General features: G+C 65.6%; 21 protein-coding genes and 1 other RNA gene. 7 read left to right on the top strand and 15 right to left on the bottom strand.

The genetic code is table 11. The features are described 5' to 3' along the window. Positions 1 to 27: 27 nt before the first annotated feature. The 7 genes from J7I89_RS12065 to J7I89_RS25600 all read left to right on the top strand — a co-directional run bounded on the left by J7I89_RS12065 (position 28) and on the right by J7I89_RS25600 (position 4,623). Complete coding sequence (locus J7I89_RS12065) at positions 28 to 1,437, top strand: aminotransferase class V-fold PLP-dependent enzyme (protein ID WP_214970448.1); 1,410 nt, start codon at positions 28 to 30, stop codon at positions 1,435 to 1,437. Between the two features lie 76 nt (positions 1,438 to 1,513). Beyond that, complete coding sequence (locus tag J7I89_RS12060) at positions 1,514 to 2,272, top strand: class I SAM-dependent methyltransferase (protein WP_214970445.1); 759 nt, start codon at positions 1,514 to 1,516, stop codon at positions 2,270 to 2,272. Between the two features lie 31 nt (positions 2,273 to 2,303). Next, positions 2,304 to 3,017: a metal-dependent transcriptional regulator gene (locus J7I89_RS12055; protein ID WP_214970442.1), complete on the top strand. Its 714-nt coding sequence runs from the start codon at positions 2,304 to 2,306 to the stop codon at positions 3,015 to 3,017. 47 nt (positions 3,018 to 3,064) lie between these two features. Next, complete coding sequence (locus J7I89_RS12050; protein ID WP_214970440.1) at positions 3,065 to 3,535, top strand: CrcB family protein; 471 nt, start codon at positions 3,065 to 3,067, stop codon at positions 3,533 to 3,535. Beyond that, on the top strand, positions 3,532 to 3,897 hold the full coding sequence (locus tag J7I89_RS12045; protein ID WP_214970436.1) for a CrcB family protein: 366 nt from the start codon (positions 3,532 to 3,534) through the stop codon (positions 3,895 to 3,897). Before J7I89_RS12050 ends, J7I89_RS12045 begins: the two co-directional genes overlap by 4 nt. A 128-nt stretch (positions 3,898 to 4,025) precedes the next feature. After that, entirely contained in the window at positions 4,026 to 4,388 is a 363-nt protein-coding gene (locus J7I89_RS12040; RefSeq protein ID WP_214970433.1) for a hypothetical protein, read from the top strand. A gap of 100 nt (positions 4,389 to 4,488) precedes the next feature. Continuing rightward, positions 4,489 to 4,623 carry a hypothetical protein gene (locus J7I89_RS25600; RefSeq protein WP_258064271.1) on the top strand — a complete coding sequence of 45 codons (135 nt, stop codon included), beginning with the start codon at positions 4,489 to 4,491 and terminating at the stop codon, positions 4,621 to 4,623. A gap of 63 nt (positions 4,624 to 4,686) precedes the next feature. On the opposite strand, the gene J7I89_RS12035 is transcribed toward J7I89_RS25600, so the two are convergent. The 15 genes from J7I89_RS12035 to J7I89_RS11970 all read right to left on the bottom strand — a co-directional run bounded on the left by J7I89_RS12035 (position 4,687) and on the right by J7I89_RS11970 (position 16,516). Beyond that, entirely contained in the window at positions 4,687 to 5,670 is a 984-nt protein-coding gene (locus J7I89_RS12035; protein ID WP_214970431.1) for a S1C family serine protease, read from the bottom strand. A gap of 183 nt (positions 5,671 to 5,853) precedes the next feature. Then, positions 5,854 to 6,222: a transfer-messenger RNA gene (ssrA, locus tag J7I89_RS12030) on the bottom strand. A gap of 92 nt (positions 6,223 to 6,314) precedes the next feature. Beyond that, positions 6,315 to 6,785 (bottom strand): SsrA-binding protein SmpB, encoded by a 471-nt coding sequence (smpB, locus tag J7I89_RS12025; protein ID WP_214970429.1) that lies wholly within the window; start codon positions 6,783 to 6,785, stop codon positions 6,315 to 6,317. A gap of 141 nt (positions 6,786 to 6,926) precedes the next feature. Further along, entirely contained in the window at positions 6,927 to 8,315 is a 1,389-nt protein-coding gene (locus J7I89_RS12020) for a M23 family metallopeptidase (RefSeq protein WP_214970427.1), read from the bottom strand. Further along, positions 8,309 to 8,566 (bottom strand): hypothetical protein, encoded by a 258-nt coding sequence (locus tag J7I89_RS12015; RefSeq protein ID WP_214970425.1) that lies wholly within the window; start codon positions 8,564 to 8,566, stop codon positions 8,309 to 8,311. Before J7I89_RS12015 ends, J7I89_RS12020 begins: the two co-directional genes overlap by 7 nt. 4 nt (positions 8,567 to 8,570) lie before the next feature. Beyond that, positions 8,571 to 9,485 carry a permease-like cell division protein FtsX gene (ftsX, locus tag J7I89_RS12010; RefSeq protein ID WP_214970423.1) on the bottom strand — a complete coding sequence of 305 codons (915 nt, stop codon included), beginning with the start codon at positions 9,483 to 9,485 and terminating at the stop codon, positions 8,571 to 8,573. Next, entirely contained in the window at positions 9,482 to 10,282 is an 801-nt protein-coding gene (gene ftsE / locus J7I89_RS12005; protein ID WP_214970421.1) for a cell division ATP-binding protein FtsE, read from the bottom strand. The genes ftsX and ftsE overlap by 4 nt, the downstream gene beginning before the upstream one ends. A gap of 187 nt (positions 10,283 to 10,469) precedes the next feature. Further along, positions 10,470 to 11,585, bottom strand: a complete 1,116-nt coding sequence (gene prfB, locus J7I89_RS12000; protein WP_214970419.1) for a peptide chain release factor 2 — start codon at positions 11,583 to 11,585, stop codon at positions 10,470 to 10,472. A gap of 106 nt (positions 11,586 to 11,691) precedes the next feature. Further along, a complete protein-coding gene (locus J7I89_RS11995; RefSeq protein WP_214970416.1) occupies positions 11,692 to 12,105 on the bottom strand; it encodes a hypothetical protein in 414 nt (137 codons plus the stop codon). Between the two features lie 62 nt (positions 12,106 to 12,167). Then, entirely contained in the window at positions 12,168 to 12,671 is a 504-nt protein-coding gene (locus tag J7I89_RS11990) for a hypothetical protein (RefSeq protein ID WP_251045221.1), read from the bottom strand. Between the two features lie 85 nt (positions 12,672 to 12,756). Further along, positions 12,757 to 13,155: a TadE family protein gene (locus J7I89_RS11985; RefSeq protein WP_214970413.1), complete on the bottom strand. Its 399-nt coding sequence runs from the start codon at positions 13,153 to 13,155 to the stop codon at positions 12,757 to 12,759. Between the two features lie 12 nt (positions 13,156 to 13,167). Continuing rightward, on the bottom strand, positions 13,168 to 13,371 hold the full coding sequence (locus tag J7I89_RS25170) for a hypothetical protein (RefSeq protein WP_251045239.1): 204 nt from the start codon (positions 13,369 to 13,371) through the stop codon (positions 13,168 to 13,170). Positions 13,372 to 13,500: 129 nt separating this feature from the next. Then, positions 13,501 to 14,442, bottom strand: a complete 942-nt coding sequence (locus J7I89_RS11980; RefSeq protein ID WP_214970409.1) for a type II secretion system F family protein — start codon at positions 14,440 to 14,442, stop codon at positions 13,501 to 13,503. Beyond that, positions 14,439 to 15,293, bottom strand: a complete 855-nt coding sequence (locus J7I89_RS11975) for a type II secretion system F family protein (protein ID WP_214970406.1) — start codon at positions 15,291 to 15,293, stop codon at positions 14,439 to 14,441. Before J7I89_RS11975 ends, J7I89_RS11980 begins: the two co-directional genes overlap by 4 nt. Further along, positions 15,293 to 16,516 (bottom strand): CpaF family protein, encoded by a 1,224-nt coding sequence (locus tag J7I89_RS11970; RefSeq protein ID WP_214970403.1) that lies wholly within the window; start codon positions 16,514 to 16,516, stop codon positions 15,293 to 15,295. The genes J7I89_RS11975 and J7I89_RS11970 overlap by 1 nt, the downstream gene beginning before the upstream one ends. Positions 16,517 to 16,616: the final 100 nt, after the last annotated feature.

Here is a 16,616-nt window from a genome sequence, read left to right as displayed (position 1 = left end):
GAAGGGGTCCTTTCAGAGCGAGGTCCCATGACGACTGCAATCTTCCCTTCCACCGCCGGCACCGGACTGCTTGACGACCGCGTGGCCGCTGCCGGCCGTCCCCTGGCTGCGGTCACCGGCGCCGAGATCCAGGCGCCGCTGATCCAGGGCGGACACGTCCGCTACGCCAACCTTGACTACGGAGCGTCCGCACCGGCGCTGTCTGTTGTGTCGGCCTATCTCAACGAGATCCTGCCCTACTACGCCAGCGTGCACCGCGGCGCCGGCTACGCCTCGCAGATCAGCACCTCCGTCTACGAGAATGCCAGGAACATCGTCCGGGAATTCGTCGGCGGCCGCGCGGATGACTCGGTGATCTTCACCCGGAACACCACCGATTCCCTGAACCTGCTGGCCGGCTGCCTGCCCGTGGTGGACCACCACCACACCGGCGAGGTCCTGTACCTCGACATCGAGCACCACGCCAACCTGCTGCCGTGGCAGGGCGTGCCGCACCGCAGCGTCGTGGCCTCTGAAACGATTGAAGGCACCATCGCAACCCTGCGCGCCGAGCTGGAGCACGGCGACGTCAGCCTCCTCGCCGTCACCGGCGCGTCCAACGTCACCGGTGAAATCCTGCCCATCCGCCGCCTCGCCGCGCTGGCCCACGAATTCGGTGCCAGGATCGCTGTGGATGCCGCGCAGCTCGCGCCGCACCGCCGGATCAACATCGCCGCGGACGACGTCGACTACCTCGCCTTCTCGGGCCACAAGCTCTACGCGCCGTTCGGCGCCGGCGTGCTGATCGGGCGGCCGGACTGGCTCGACGCCGGCACGCCCCACCTCGCGGGCGGCGGCGCCGTCAGCGAGGCCAGGCTCGACGGCGTCAGCTGGGCCACCGGCCCCGCCCGCCATGAGGGCGGCTCCCCCAACGTCCTGGGCGCGGCCACGCTCGCCCGGGCAACCCAGGTGGTTGCGGCGCTGGACCAGGAGCGCTGGCACGCGCATGAGGCCGCCATCCGGTCCTTCCTCGTCGAGGGGCTGCAGAGGATCGACGGCGTCACCGTCCACCAGATTTTCTCCGACACCAACCCGGACACGGACACGATCGGCGTCGTCAACTTCTCCGTGGCCGGTTACGACGCCGGCCTGGTGGCGGCCTATCTGTCGGCCGAGCACGGCGTGGGACTCCGTGACGGCCGCTTCTGTGCCCACCCGCTCCTCAAGCGCCTCGGCCTCCCGTCCGGGTCCCTGCGCGCAAGCTTCGGCGTGGGTTCCAGGCTCGAGGATGCCCAGCGCCTGCTGGCCGGCATCGAGGAGCTCCGCCGGACCGGCCTCGGCTGGGACTACGTGGTGGATTCCGGACGCTGGGTTCCGGCCAACGACACCCGCACCTACCCTGACTGGGCGCCCAATACGCCGGGCACCGCTGGTGCGGCCCCGTGCGCCCAGGACTGACGACGGCAATGCGGCGGCCAGCTCCATGCGGTAAATTCGAAGGGTAAATTTTCGGCATGGCCTAAGGAGACTGCGCGTGGCACGGGGTGGTCCCAAACTCGATCACGGGCGGCGGCAGGAGCTCGGGGAAAGCTTCCAGGACGGCGGCGAGCACTACCACCGGGTCCGTCCCGGCTACCCCGCTGATTCCGCGGGCTGGCTCATCCCCGCCGGCGCCGGCACGGCCGCGGATCTGGGCGCCGGCACCGGCAAGTACACCGCTCTCCTCGTGGAACGCGGCCTCGCTGTCAGCGCCGTGGACCCCTCGCCGGACATGCTTGATCAGCTCCGCATCGCCTACCCGATGGTGGAGGCGCTGGAAGGTACCGCGGAGGACACCGGGCTGCCCGCCGCGGCCTTCGACGTCGTCACAGTGGCGCAGGCGTGGCACTGGTGCGATCCCCTGCTGGCCAGCGCCGAGATCGCGCGGATCCTGAAACCGCGCGGCGTGCTCGGCCTGATCTGGAACCAGCTGGACACCTCCGTGCCATGGGTCCACCGGCTCTCCCGCATCATGCACGCAGGGGATGTCCACAAGCCCGACTTCCGCCCCCGGATAGGCCCGGAATTCACGGGGCTGGAAGGCCACCTGACCCGCTGGGAAGATCCCGTCACCCCGGGCGACATCCTCGAGCTGGTCAAGTCGCGCAGCTACTACCTCGGGGCCAACGAAGCCACCCGCGCCAAGGTCACCGGCAATCTCGACTGGTACCTCCACGAACACCTGGGACATGCAGACGGCGAGCTGCTGCTCCTGCCCTACCTCACCCAGACATGGCGGGCAGCGAAGGCATGATGCCGCACCCGCACCGGGTAGGCTTGGATCCGTGAAGACCAGCACGCCATCCTCCTCGATCGAGGACTACGTCAAGGTCATCTATTCCTTCACGGAGTGGCAGGACAAGCCCATTACGTCCACCCAACTGGCACAGCGCCTTGGCGTGGCCAACTCCTCGGTCTCCGAGATGGTGCGCAAGCTCAAGGACCAGGGCCTGGTCCTGCACAAGCCGTACAGCGCCATCACCCTGACGGCGCAGGGCGTCCGGCTTGCCCTGTCCATGGTCCGCCGGCATCGCCTCATTGAAACCTACCTCGTCCAGGACCTCGGCTACAGCTGGGATGAAGTCCACGATGAAGCCGAGCAGCTGGAGCACGCGGTCTCGGACACCTTCATCGAACGGATGGCGGCCCGGCTGGGAAACCCGACCAGGGACCCGCATGGTGATCCCATTCCCTCCGCGGACGGCACGGTGCAAATGCCCTCTGCCCACCGCATGAGTGAACTCGACGACGGGCACACCGGCAGGATCACCCGGATCAGCGATGAAAATCCGGAACTGCTCCGCTACCTTTCCGCCGAAAGGATCGACCTGGACGCCGCCGTTGAGGTCAGGGGCCGCAAGCCGTTCGGCGGCGCCCTCGTGGTGCGCATCAGTTCCGCCGGGGCGAGCCGGGAGTTCGACCTCGCGGACGAGGTCGCGTCCGCCCTGTGGGTGCACAGCGACTCCGCGCATGCCGGCTGCCGGATGGCCGGGCTCTGAGTGAACGGCCTCTCAGTGAATGGTCTCCGCGCGACGGCGGTTTGCCGGTGAAATCCAGCCCCCGGCTAAAGCGCGCCGCCGGTGACGGCGCATCCGCCCGGAAAACAGCCGCCGGCCACGGGTGGCGGGTCTGGGCGGCGGTGGCCGCGGGCGGGCTGGTGGGGACGGAGCTGCGGTACGCGCTGGTCCTGCTGTTCCCCGAGCCAGAGGGGTCCGTGCCGTGGACCACGCTGGGCATCAACGTTGCCGGTAGCTTCGTCCTGGGCGCGCTCACCACCATCTGGATCGCTCGGCCCCACACCGCATTCTGGCTCCGTGCCGCCATCGGCCCCGGCGTGCTCGGATCGTTCACCACCTTCTCGGCACTCGTCCTTTCCGTGGACCGGCTGGCCAGGGAGGGATTCCACGGCGTGTGGGTTGCGTACCTGTGCCTCTCCGTCGTGCTCGGCCTGGGCGCCGCCGCAGCCGGCTGGCGGCTCGGCAAGGTGCTGGACGGTCTGCCTGGGGGCCGCCCGTGACCGCGGTCCTGGTGGGCCTGTTCGGCATGGCCGGAGCCCTCATCCGGTTTGGGGTGGACGCTCTGTTGGCCGGCCGCTCGACTCCGCGGCGCCACTGGCCCTGGGCCACCTTGCTGGTCAATGTCGCCGGATGCCTGGTCATCGGGCTGTCCATCGGCCTCAGCAGCCGGTTCGGGCCGGAATGGCATGCAGCGCTGGCCACCGGGCTAGCAGGCGGCCTGACCACCTTCAGTTCCTGGACCACGGCCACCGTGCGCCTTGTCAGCGAGCAGCGCTATCTGGCCGCCGTGCTCAACATCTGTGCCAATCTCCTGACCGGCGTGGCGGCTGCGGCTGCCGGGATCGCGCTTAGCGGCGGGTAGGCCGCCGGAACCGTGGCCGCCTTCCGAGGCGGCGGTAGCACCGCCGTCGTACGTCCGCTGCCCTAACCCCGCCGGCGGGACGGCACTCCGGCCGGCAGCGGCCGAGCCTTACCGTATCGTGGACTGTGATGATTAGCAGACGCGATGCGGCAATTGCCCTTGATGTACCCCTGGAAATGGCCCAGCGCCACGGCATACCCAAGTGGCTGTCGGAGGCCGAGCTGGGCGAATTCCTGGACAACCCGCCGCAGTGGCTGCTGCAGTCCCGCGCCAACCGGACGGGCAAGCGGCCCGTCTGGGTGCATTTGACGTGCGACGTCTGCGGCTATTCGGAGGCGGCCAGGCCCAAGAAATGGTGGCCTGACTTCACCTATGTCAGCTGCGCGCATCACAGCCCGGCCGAGATCCCGCCCCCGGCGCCGGGGTTCGTACGGAGCGAGTTCGACGGCGTGGGCACCCGTTTCGTGGGCATCGCCGACGTCTCCGCATGAGTCGGAAGCTCCCCCACCCCGCAGTTACATTTGGCCTGAAACAGGCGTAATTTACGTATGGAGGGGCACTCTCGTACCCCTCCATACGAGGGAGCGCGCCATGCCGGACAAGACACCGCACCAGCAGCAGCAGAAAAAAGCGGGCAAAACCATCAAGCAAAAACGGGCGGACAAGAAGGCCAAGGGACCCATCGAAGGCGCCCCGGACCCGGTCGCCCATCTGAAGAAGCGCTGACTGCAGGATCAGGTCGAAAATAGGAAAGCGGGGCCGGAATCCGGCCCCGCTTTCTTGTGGACGCTAGCTGCCATCCGCCATTTCTCCGGGCACGGCCACAATTTCCTGTTCGCGCCCGTCACGGAGTATCGCAATGGTCATGGGCACCCCGATAGCCTCCGCGAAGAGGAGTTTCTGCAGGCTTTCGGCGTTGCTGACCGGCCGGGAGCCTGCCCGGAGCAACACGTCGCCGGCCCGCAGGCCTGCCTGCTCTGCGGGTGAACCCGACAGGACTTCAACGACGCGCAGCCCTTCGCGCTGCCCGGTGCGGACCACGACGCTTGCACCCAGCCGGATGGGCGTGCTGACCACACCCAGATAGGCCCGCCGCACGCGGCCGTCAGCCAGGAGAGCGGAGATGATGCGCCGGGAAGTGGTGTTGATGGGCACGGCCAGTCCCAAGCCTGCTCCGGCCACTGCGGTGTTGATCCCCACGATCCGGCTGCGGGCATCGGCCAGCGCACCTCCCGAACTTCCGGCGTTCAGGGCCGCGTCCGTCTGGATGACGTCCTCGATCACCCTGCGGTTGCGGCCTGCCCACACGGGAATGGCCCGGCCCAGTCCGCTGACGACGCCGGCCGTCACCGAGCCGGCGAGTCCGAGGGGATTGCCGACCGCGATGACCAGCTGACCCACGCGGAGGGATTCCGCATCACCGAATTCCGCCGGAGGCACATGCGGCGCCCGGCCCCGGATCACGGCAAGGTCCGACAACGGATCCGCTCCCACCACTTCAAGGTCCGTTCCGGAGCCGTCGGCAAAGACCGCCCGGCCCTTCTGCGTCCCGGCCACCACATGCGCGTTGGTGAGCAGGTATCCGTCCTCCGTGAAGAGCACGGCAGACCCGGCACCGACGCGGAATCTGCCGTTCCGCCGGTTTCCGGTCATCTCGATGGCTGCGACGTGCGGTGTGACCGTCCGGGCCACCCTGATCACCGTCTCCGAGTAGGCATCCAGCGGTCCGTCGTCGCCGACTGGATCGGATGAGCTTGCAGGCGCCGTGGACATGGCGCGCCTCCCTTGGCCTGAAATACGTGCTGAGGATTGAGTGCTATCTGAAACAACTCCGGCGGCGCCCGCGCTAGTCCCGTGTGCGCTACGCCGTAGGTGAACAGGGGCCAATTAAACAACTAGTGCAGTTAAACAGCTAGCGCCCGGACCTGGGTCCGGGCGCTAGCCTCTTGGTAGTAACCGTGGAGATGGGGGGAATTGAACCCCCGTCCGATGTCGTGTTGTCAGGGCTTCTCCGGGCGCAGTTTGCGTCGGAGTTTCTCGGCCCCAGCCGTCCTGCAAACAGGCGGCTGATCCGGGCCCAGTCATCTAAGAGTCCCGGTTGCCCCGATGACGGGGGCAAACAGCAGTGGCTATCTAAATGACGCCAGGATCCGGGGCGATAGCAACCTCGGGCTGACGGACTGTCTTACTGCTTAGGCAGCAAGAGCGAAGTCAGTGCGCTTAGATTCGGCACTTATTGGTTTGCAGACAGCGTTTACGAGATAATTCTGCATCCTCGGCCCGCTTCACCTGTCGCGACTAACATCGTCGAAACCGATCATCCCCGTATTTTGTTACCAAGCCGGTAGGGCCAGCGGTACAAGTACCAGATCCCTGCCGGACTACCTATCATAACGCATCCGCAGGGCGAATCATTCCTAGCGGCGGTTGCGTTCCCGCATGACCCGGAGCGCCTCGCGCTTGTCCTGCTGTTCCCGGAGCGTCTGGCGCTTGTCGTACTCCTTCTTGCCCCGGGCAACCCCGATCTCCACCTTGGCCCGGCCGTCCAGGAAGTACAGCTGCAGGGGCACAATCGTAAAGCCGGACTCGCGGATCTTATGGGAGATCTTGATGAGCTCCTCGCGGTGCAGCAGCAGTTTGCGGCGCCGCCGTGCGGCATGGTTGGTCCAGCTTCCCTGGTTGTACTCGGGAATGTGGATCCCTTCCATCCAGAGTTCGTCGTTGTAGAACGTGCAGAAGCCATCAACCATGGAGGCGTGCCCCTCGCGGAGGGATTTCACCTCGGTGCCCATGAGGGCGATGCCGGCCTCGTACGTGTCCAGGACATGGTAGTCGTGCCGGGCCTTCCGGTTGGTGGCCACTACCTTACGGCCACTTTCTTTGGGCACGGTGGAACTCCTCAGATCTCAAAATTTGGCTGTTCCGAAGGCTTCGGAACAAGGTCATACAAGTCTACGGCAGTAGATGCAGGGCACGGATGCGCCTGCATCTCTGCGCCGCGGACACTTCATTCACAGCTGACGCGCGCCTCACAGCAAGCGCATCGGGTCCACCGCTTCTCCGTTGAGCCAGGTCTCGAAGTGCGAGTGGCAGCCCGTGGAGTTTCCGGTGGTGCCGGAGTAGGCGATGAGCTGGCCCTGGCTGACGTGCTGGCCCGGCGAGACGGTGACGCTGCTGTTGTGGTAGAAGATCGTGGTCAGCGAGTTCCCCTGGACCACGCCGTGGGAGATCTTGACGTTATTGCCGCCGCCGTCGTCCGCCCAGCCGGCCGAGAAGACGGTGCCCGCTGCCGGCGCATAGACCGGCGTGCCGCAGGCGGCGCCAAAGTCAATGCCGGTGTGCATGTACCCGCCGGAGCCGTAGAAGTCGACGGTTCCCGGCGGTGTTGCCCGCCAGCCGAATCCGGACGTGATGGGCACGCCGTCGGAGAACGGGTGGCGGAGTCCGAAGGCCGACGGCGGACCGGTCACCGGAGCGTAGGGCTTCGGAGCCTCGCCCTTTGCCTTGGCCGCTGCCGCGGCAATGGCCGCCAGACGGCGCTGCTCCGCCTCCCAGGCTTCACGCAGCTTCCGGTCGCGTTCGACGATGTCGGCCGCGACGGCGTCCTGCCGGGCCTTGACCGTCGCGAGCTTCTTCTGGATTCCCGGCCTTGCGGCTTCCAGTTCCCTGTTGAGCCGGGCGGTATCGGCGATCAGCTTGTCCACCTTGGCCTTCTTGGCAGCTGCCTCGTCCCGGGCCGCCTTCTCCTTGGCCAGCGCGGCATCGGCCTTGGCCTTGAGGTCCTTGATCTCCGCTTCGACCGCCTCGAGGCGGGCCTGCGAGTTCACGTTGGTGGCGTTCTGCTGCGACAGCTTATCCATCGCCGAGTTCTGGCTGCGCATGGCCTGGTCTGCCAGGTCCATGGTGTCCGTGAGACTGCCCGTGTTGTTGGAGCCGAAGAAGAGCGTCAGATTCGACGGCACTCCGCCGGACTTGTAGGCCTGCGTGGCAATCTGGCCAATGAGCTTCTTGGTGCTGGCGATCTTCTGCTTGTCCGTATCCAGCTGCTGGGTGATCTTGGCCTTGCTCTGCTGGGCAAGATCAACCCGGGCGGCGAGTGCTTCCACCTCTTTCACGGCGCTGGCCACGCGGCCCTGCGCCTCAAGCAATGCCTGCTGCGCAGCCGGGAGCTGGCCGCGGAAGACAACCAGGTCCGCGGCTACCTTGGAGATTCTTGCGTCCACGAATTCCAGCGACTGCTGGACGCGAGCCGCCTCAGCCTTGAGCGCGGCCTGCTGGTCTTCGAGATCGTCAGCGAAGGCTGCCGGAGCCGAGGCGCCCAGGCTAGCCGCCAACATCATTGCGAGGGCGGCACTGATGATCCTGCTTTGGCGTCCCACCGGGCCGGTTCGCGGGGGCCGGGCGGTCTTCGTCAGCATGGGCATTCCTTCGGTTCGACAGTGAGCACCGCGAGGAGGCTCCAGAGCAATGCCGCGGGGGCGATGGCAATGAAGCTGCTTCGGGCGAGGAAATTCCCTCTGGCGGCCGGTATCTGGTCCCCTGAATTTGTCATTTGAATTTCTCCCAAGGCTGACTGTTTGCTCATGCCGAGCTTTTCAGCCAATTCTGACCGGCTTGCCCCCTGTACATGCGCAGGTTTTGCCCAGTTTTCGAGCATTTGTTCGTGCATGGACTTACACCCTCAAGTATCGGCGGAGTGTCAGAAGAGATGAAGTACCCGCCAGGACAACACCCAGGCCGATAAGGGCGGGAGCCAGGAGCAGCGTCTGCGCGGGAGAAATAAAGGCCGTATCCGGATACTGCTTGGACATGAATTCGCCGAGGAAGAAATGGGCCACGGCCCACAGTGTCCCCGACGCCAAGGCTGCCCCGATCACGGCGGCAATCACGCCTTCAAGGATGAACGGCAGCTGGATCACGATCTTTGAGGCGCCCACGAGCCTCATGATTCCCGTCTCGCGCCGTCTGCTGAACGCCGAGAGCCGGATGGTGGTGGCGATGAGCAGGATGGCGCAGACCGTCATCACTCCGGCGATACTCACCGCCACCAGCGACGCCGCGTTCATTACGGAAAACAGCCGCTCCAGGACCTGCCGCTGATCAATGACCGTCTCCACGCCGGGCTGCGAGGCGAACGTCTCGCTGATGATCTGGTACTTTTCCGGGTCCTTCATGTTGATCCGGAACGACGCGGGAAGCTGGTCGGGGGTGACGGAGTCGACGATGGGCGAGTTCGAGAACTGCTCCTTGAAGTGCTTGTACGCATCTTCCTTGGATTCGAACTGGAAGTCGTTGATGTATTGGGAAACCGCCGGTGATTCGAGCAGGGTCCGCAGGTTCTCCTGCTGCTCCGGCGTGACTGGTCCCGTGGCGCAGCCGGCCGCCGTCGAGCCGTCACCGCAGAGGAAGATGGCCACCTGGACTTTGTCGTACCAGTAGCCCTTCATTTGGTTGATCTGCAGCTGGAGCATTCCGGCGGCGCCCACGAAGGTCAGTGAAACGAAGGTGACCAGGATGACGGAAACCACCATGGAGAGGTTCCGGCGCAGGCCGCTGCCGATCTCGCCGAGGATGAACTGGAGCCTCACAGCTGGTCCTCCCCTGAACGCGGGGAGCGGTCCGGCTGGGGCGGGTTGGTATCCGCGGCGTCGTCCCGTCCGCTGGCATCCTTGAGTCTTCGAGACTGTCCCACGACGGGAATCATCGACGTGTACAGGGCCCGGGCTTCGTCGCGGATGACCTTACCGTTCTTGAGTTCCACCACGCGTTTGCGCATTTCGTTCACGATGTCGTCGTCGTGGGTGGCCATGACCACCGTGGTGCCGTTCTGGTTGATCTTGTCCAGGACGCCCATGATGCCCATGGAGGTGGTGGGGTCCAGGTTGCCGGTGGGCTCGTCCGCGAGCAGGATGCCGGGCCGGTTGACCACTGCGCGGGCGATGGCCACGCGCTGCTGCTCGCCGCCGGAAAGTTCGTGCGGCATGCGCCGCTCCTTGCCTTCGAGGCCAACGGTCTTGAGGACTTCGGGGACGGTGTCCCGAATGACGCTGCGGCTCTTGCCGATGACCTGCATGGCGAACGCGACGTTCGCGAAGACGTTCTTCTGCGGAAGCAGGCGGAAGTCCTGGAACACGACGCCGATCCCCCGGCGGAGCCTCGGCACCCGCCAGCTGGAGATATTGGCGACGTTTTGGCCCGCGACGTAGACAATGCCGGAGGTGGCGCGGTCTTCCTTGAGCACCAGGCGCAGAAACGTTGACTTGCCTGAGCCTGACGCGCCGACGAGGAAGGCGAATTCACCACGGTCGATTTCAAGGCTGACCGAGTCCAGCGCAGGCCGGGCGTTCTGGTCGTAGACCTTGGTGACATTTTCGAAACGGATCATGACCCTATATACCCTGCAGGACGCGGCTTTGTGGGCAGGGTCTGCAACCGGTGCGGGGGCTTTCTCTTGGGGGAAGGAGAGCTCCGGCCCCTCGACTATACGCACGGGCGGCGGCCCTCACCGGGGAGTCAGCGGGGCGTGTCGCATGATTGGAGCCCAAAGCCTGGCCGATCAGCGCCGCAGGTTCCTACTTCTCGGCGTTGCGGTTATCCGTGCGCCAGCGGATGCCGGCTTCGATGAAGTCGTCGATCGCGCCGTCGAACACCGCGGACGTGTTGCCCACTTCGTGCTCGGTGCGGAGGTCCTTGACCATCTGGTAGGGGTTCAGGACGTAGGAGCGCATCTGGTCGCCCCAGGACGCTTTGACATCACCGGCGAAGGCCTTCTTCTCGGCGTCCTCCTGCTCCTTCTTGAGGAGCAGCAGGCGGGACTGCAGCACGCGCATGGCGGCGGCGCGGTTCTGCAGCTGAGACTTTTCGTTCTGCATGGACACCACCGTGCCCGTGGGGATGTGGGTCAGCCGGACAGCGGAGTCCGTGGTGTTGACCGACTGGCCGCCGGGGCCCGAGGACCTGAAGACGTCCACCCGGATTTCGTTGTCCGGGATGTCGATGGAGTCCGTCTGTTCGATGAGCGGAATGACTTCGACGGCGGCGAAAGAGGTCTGCCTGCGGCCCTGGTTGTCAAAGGGGCTGATCCTCACCAGCCGGTGCGTTCCGGCCTCGACGCTCAGCGTGCCGAAGGCGTAGGGCGCGTTGACTTCGAAGGTGGCGGACTTGAGCCCGGCCTCCTCCGCGTACGACGTGTCCATGACGGTTGTGGCGTATCCGTGGCGCTCGGCCCAGCGCAGGTACATGCGCAGGAGCATTTCCGCGAAGTCGGCAGCGTCGACGCCGCCGGCACCCGATCGGATGGTGACTACGGCTTCCCGCTCGTCGTATTCGCCGGCAAGAAGCGTGACGACCTCGAGTTCCTTGAGCGACTTTCGGATCGATTCGAGTTCGGCTGCGGCCTCGCCCATGGAGTCGGCGTCGTCCTCGTCCTGGCCAAGTTCAACGAGCACCTCGAGGTCGTCGATGCGGGACACGATCGTGTTCAGCCGTTCAAGCTCGGACTGCCGGTGGGACAGGCGGGAGGTGATCACCTGGGCAGCTGCGGGGTCGTCCCACAGGTTCGGCTCGCCGGCGCGCTCGCTCAGTTCTGCGATGTCTTCCTTCAGCGCCTCGACATTGGTCACGTTCTCAATGGAGGTGTAGGTGGCGCGCAATGCGCGGATTTCTGCGGAAAAATCTATTTGGGCCATGGTTATTAAAGCCTACGCTATCTGCCTCCTCCCGCCGCACGGGCGGGATGGGCGGCATCACGGGCGGGCGGCATGGGCTGGAGCCTTGGCGCGGGCGGCGGCTGGTCTAGCGTGTCAGCCGCGACCTGGCGGTGGACGCCGCCTCGATCCGAATGCCGTCCGGCACGAGGAAGTTCACCACCGGCGGGTGGACAGCGGCGCTGAGAACCACGACGGCGGTGGACCCGTCAGGTGTTCCGGTTGCGGCAGTGACGGCCAGCCCCTCAAAACGCCCGAACGCCCCGTTCCGGGTGAGGTAATCGCCTGCGACGCTCCTGATGCGTTCCCCGCTCAGGACGGCCGAAGGCGTTCCGCCCTTTGTCTCCACCTGTCCCAGTGTGTAGCTGTCGGCGGCAGCCACGGACGCGCCGTCGGCCAGGGACAGGAGTTTCTTGTGCTCGATGTACAGGCTGGATGCCGCCATCACCACCGTGCTGACCAAGAGGGCCAGCATGACGTATCCGATAATGAGCACAGCCATCTGCCCGTCCTCGCCTCCGGTTGCGTCTCCTCCGCCGGGCGCCCGGCGCGTCAGGTCGAAGGTCACCGGAACTTGCCCACCATCTGGGTCGCTGAGGCGTTCAGCTGGCTGGCGTTGAGGCGAAAGGCGTCGCTGAAGGGCACGAAGGGAAGCGGCACACTCAGATGAACGGTCACGGTGACCGCGGAGCCCGCCGCCATGCAGTCGCCGGGGTCACAGCTGACGTCAACGCGGGCGTTTTCGGCAGGATGCCCGTGGTCGGCCACGGCCAGGATGGCGGCCTGTTCTGCTGCTGCGCGGCCCGACGGTTCGTCGCGCTGGGCCACAAAAACCTTCGCGGCCTGGTCCGCTGCGCCGACGACGGCGAACGAGCCGCCCTGGATCTGGCCGATGGTGATGATGAAGTACACCACCGGAACCATCAGGAGCAGCCCCAGGAAGGTGAACTCCACGACAGCGCTCCCCCGCTGGCGGGAGGCGGCCGGCAGGGAGGGTCCGCCAGCCCAGTTCCCGGTTGCGTTTCCGTCGCGGTTTGGTTCCCGGCCGTCAAGACACAGCGCTTCCATGAAGCGATGTGTGAGCAAAAGGGCCACGTGCCATGGCCACGGCTGATCGCCGGCGACCTTGCGCCTTGTCCCCGGCCGGGAGGGCTTAATCGCTGAGGGCTGCATGGCCTTTGACCTCCAGCATGTCGCGGGGGCCGATGAGGCCGATCACCGGCATCGGGGCCCTGACGGTCACTTCCAACGTCCGGAGGCCTTGGAAGGTGACTTCGCGTGTCTGGATGTCCCGCGCGAAGTCGGTGCTGAGGGCTGTTCCGATCAGTTCGCCCGTCCGCCGGCGCGCATCCTCGGCACTGCGGTCAGCCAGCGTCCCGTACCGCGCGCCCGAGGCTGCGGCATCGATCAGGGTGTTCCGGATGTGCAGTACGAGGGCAAGCTGGATGATGGCGAGGAAGAACATCGTGAGCAGCCCGCCCACGAGTACAAAGTCGACCACGGCAGAACCGCGCTCGCCCTCGGAAGCGTCCGCGGACGGGTCCCCGGCCATCCCTGTCACCGCCTATTTTCCGACCGTGTCCATTGCCTGGTTGAACATGGCCTCAAGCGCCGGGCCCGCGAGCGCCAGCAATGCAGCAACAAGCACGGCAGACATGAGGGTGATCATGACCCAACCTGGAACGTCGCCCCGCTCCGGGTGATCAGGACCCGTAACTTTGGGATGCGCCGGCCGAGTCGGCGCCGAGGGGCTCCGGGTGAGCGCCATAAGGACGTTGGCGATTGCTATTCCGTGCCTGGCCATGAATCTCATGTACTTCCCTTTTCTCTGAGGACTGATTGCTGGTCACCGGAATTCCGGTCTGGTGTAGAGGCTTGGCCGAGGCGAGGCAGAAGGTCAAAGATTCAGGCTGAGGGCCGCCAGCCCAGGGAACACGGCGAAGACAACCGTCAGCGGCAGGACACCGAATACGAGGGGGACCATCATCGCGATTTCCTTCTTTCCGGCTGACTCCATCAGGTCGCGTTTCGCACTGTCTCGGACGTCCTGGGCCTGCGCCCTCAGGACCTCCGCGAGGGGCGTGCCCCGCTCCACTGCCACAATGATGCCGTCGACGAACCGGACGAGCGGTCCCAGGTCGGTCCGGGCCGAGAACTCCTGCAACGCTTCCACGAGGGGCTTGCCTGCCCTCGTTTCGGCGAGGACCGCACCGAATTCTTTTGACAGCTCACCGCGTGCGCTCCTGCACACCCGGTCCAGGGCGCCGGTGGCGCTTTCCCCGGCACTCACGGCGAGCGCCATCATCTCGGCGAGGCTCGGAAACTCCGCCATCATCCGTTCCTGCCGCTTCCGGATCTGCACACCGAGCCAGTAGTCCCGGAAGAGGAAACCGCCCACTGCGCTTCCGGCCGCAGCAATGACCGCCAGGACCGGACTGAACCTCCCGGCAAGGGCGCCCAGAACGATAAGCCCCACCGTGGCGACGAAGCCTGAAACGGCCCAGAGTAGCTGCTCTGCCCGGAAGTTCACGGGTGGCCTGCTGATGCCCGCCTGCGCGAGCCGGCGGGTAAGCGCTGACGAGCCGAGGTTGAATTTGCCCAGCTTAGCGGTGGCGTCTTTGATGAGCGGGCGGAGAATGCGTTCGAGCGGACCAAACGGCGTGATGGTGTGGTCCAGTGTCCGAAGGAGCCTGGATTCGATGTTCTGGGATCGCAGCTGCGGTTCAATCCGTTCTGCAAAGCTTATGGACCGCATGAATGGGAGCCGGACGACGAGGAGCCAGAGTCCGGCCCCGAGCACGATGCCGCACACGATCGCAGCTGCCGGGACCGTTGTCATCGCAGCACTCTCTCTTCTTCAGGCAGGGCCCCTATCCGAAGCATGACGGAGTAGCAGACCAAGGAAACCACAAGCCCTCCGAGCAGCACCGCGGCCCCCATGGGCGTGTTGTAGGCAGTGACAGCTTCCGGCCGGCTCGCCAGCAGCACCATGACGAGCCAAGGGGCGGCAACAGCGAGGCGGGCCGCGTTGACGGTCCACGACTGCCTTGCCTCCAGTTCGCTCCGGGTCCGGGCACTCTCCCTGAGGAATTCCGCCAGCGTTCCGAGGAGCTTGCCGAGATCAGAGCCTCCCACTTCCCTGGTGAGTCTCAGTGCCTCGATAATCCGGTCGGCGACCGGGTCGGCAAGGCGCTCCTTGAGCCTGTTGAGGGATGCGTCGAACTGCCCGCCCGAGCGATAGTCGGAGCCGAAGTCCCGAAACACGTGGCGCAGTTCCTCCGGCCCCTTGTCACCCAGCTGAATAAGTGCCTCCGGGAGCGACAACCCGGCCCTGATGGCGGACCTGAGGTGATCAACGACGTCAGGCCAGAGCCGCCGAAGAACGGAAGTGCGCCTCTTGGCCCTCCATTTCACGACCACAACCGGCAGCCACGCTCCAAACAGTCCGAAACAGAACGAAATCGGCCAGGACTTGCTCACGGCGAAAAACACGAGCATGGCAAAGGCGCCAAGGCCAAGGCAGCTCCCGACGAGGCCGGCCCCGGTAACCTTCTCGACGCCGGCGGCAAGGAGCAGGTCCTGCAGGCGGCCGGTACCGGGCTGCTTCTTCACGCGATCAGGCTCTTCCCATGCCGACCACCAGATCAGGAAGAGCCCGGCCCCCGCCAGCACACCCAGCAGCGGCGCCATCAGCGCGGCTCCAGGAGGGCGGCGACGTCGTAACCCGCCTTCGCGAATTTCTCCGCCGCGGGCATCGAGTTGGCTTTCAGCTGCAGCTGGCCGTCGATCATCGAGAAGATCATGGACGACTCGATAATGCCGTTCTCGACCCTTCTGCCCAGCGACAGGATCTCTGTCACTTGCCGGCGGCCATTGGCCTGGCGGCTGCAGTGGACCACGAGGTCAATGCACGAGGCCACGGTCGGGACAACAAAAGCGCTCGATATGTTGTCTCCGGCGAGCAGGGGAAGAGTGCAGATCTTGGTCACGGCGTCATGCGCGGAATTGGCATGCACCGTGCACATGCCCGGAAGGCCGGAATTCAGGGCGATGAGCATGTCGAGGCTCTCGGCCTCCCGTACTTCTCCCACTACGAGGCGGTCGGGCCGCATCCGGAGGGCTTCCTTGACCAACCGCCGCAGCGGGATTTCACCCTCCCCCTCCAGGTTGGGCTGCCTGCACTGCAGCCCGACGACGTCGCGCAACGGAAACTGGAGCTCAAAGATTTCCTCGACCGTGATCACGCGCTCGCGGCTGCCGATGCTGGCCGCCAGGCAGTTGAGCATTGTGGTCTTACCCGCCTGGGTGGCTCCGGATACAAGGATGTTGAGCCCGCTGGCCACCGCGGCTCCGAGAAACCGTGCCGACTGGGGAGTCAGGGTGCCCAGTTCAACGAGGTGCTCCAGGCGGCTGGCCTTGACGACGAACTTGCGGATGTTGATGGCCCAATGGCGCCTGGTGACGTCCGGTATGACCACATGGAGCCGTGACCCGTCCGGCAGGGCGGCATCCACGAAGGGCGAGGACATGTCCAGGCGCCGGCCGGAACTTTTCAGCATGCGCTCAACCAAATCCCGGATCTGCTGGTCGGTGAGGCTGAGGGACGTCAACTCGGATTCGCCGCTCCGGGCCACGTAGATTTCCGTGGGAGCGTTGATCCAGATTTCCTCGATATCCGGATCGTCCAAAAACGGCTGGAGGGCGCCGAAGCCGGCCACGGCGTCGAAGACGAACCTGCGGGCAGGTTCCAGCGGACCGATAGGGGGAAGCGGCCCCATGAGGGCGCGCTCGTCATAGTCACTCACGGCCGCGTCCACGAGCCGCCTGACCTCGCCGGCCTGCCGCAGCGGATCAAGACCCCGGCGACGAATTAGCTCACGGACTTCATCCTCGACTATCCGTACAGCATCCATGTATTCCCCAATACGACTGCCGCCCCCGGCGGAGGCAGTGCAATTGGGTTAAAGCTAAGGGATGGCACCCCATGGGCATAGTCATGCCGGACAAGTTGTG

Source organism: Arthrobacter sp. ISL-5, assembly GCF_018613835.1.
Lineage (GTDB): Bacteria > Actinomycetota > Actinomycetes > Actinomycetales > Micrococcaceae > Arthrobacter.
This window is presented reverse-complemented; position numbering and strand designations above follow the sequence as displayed.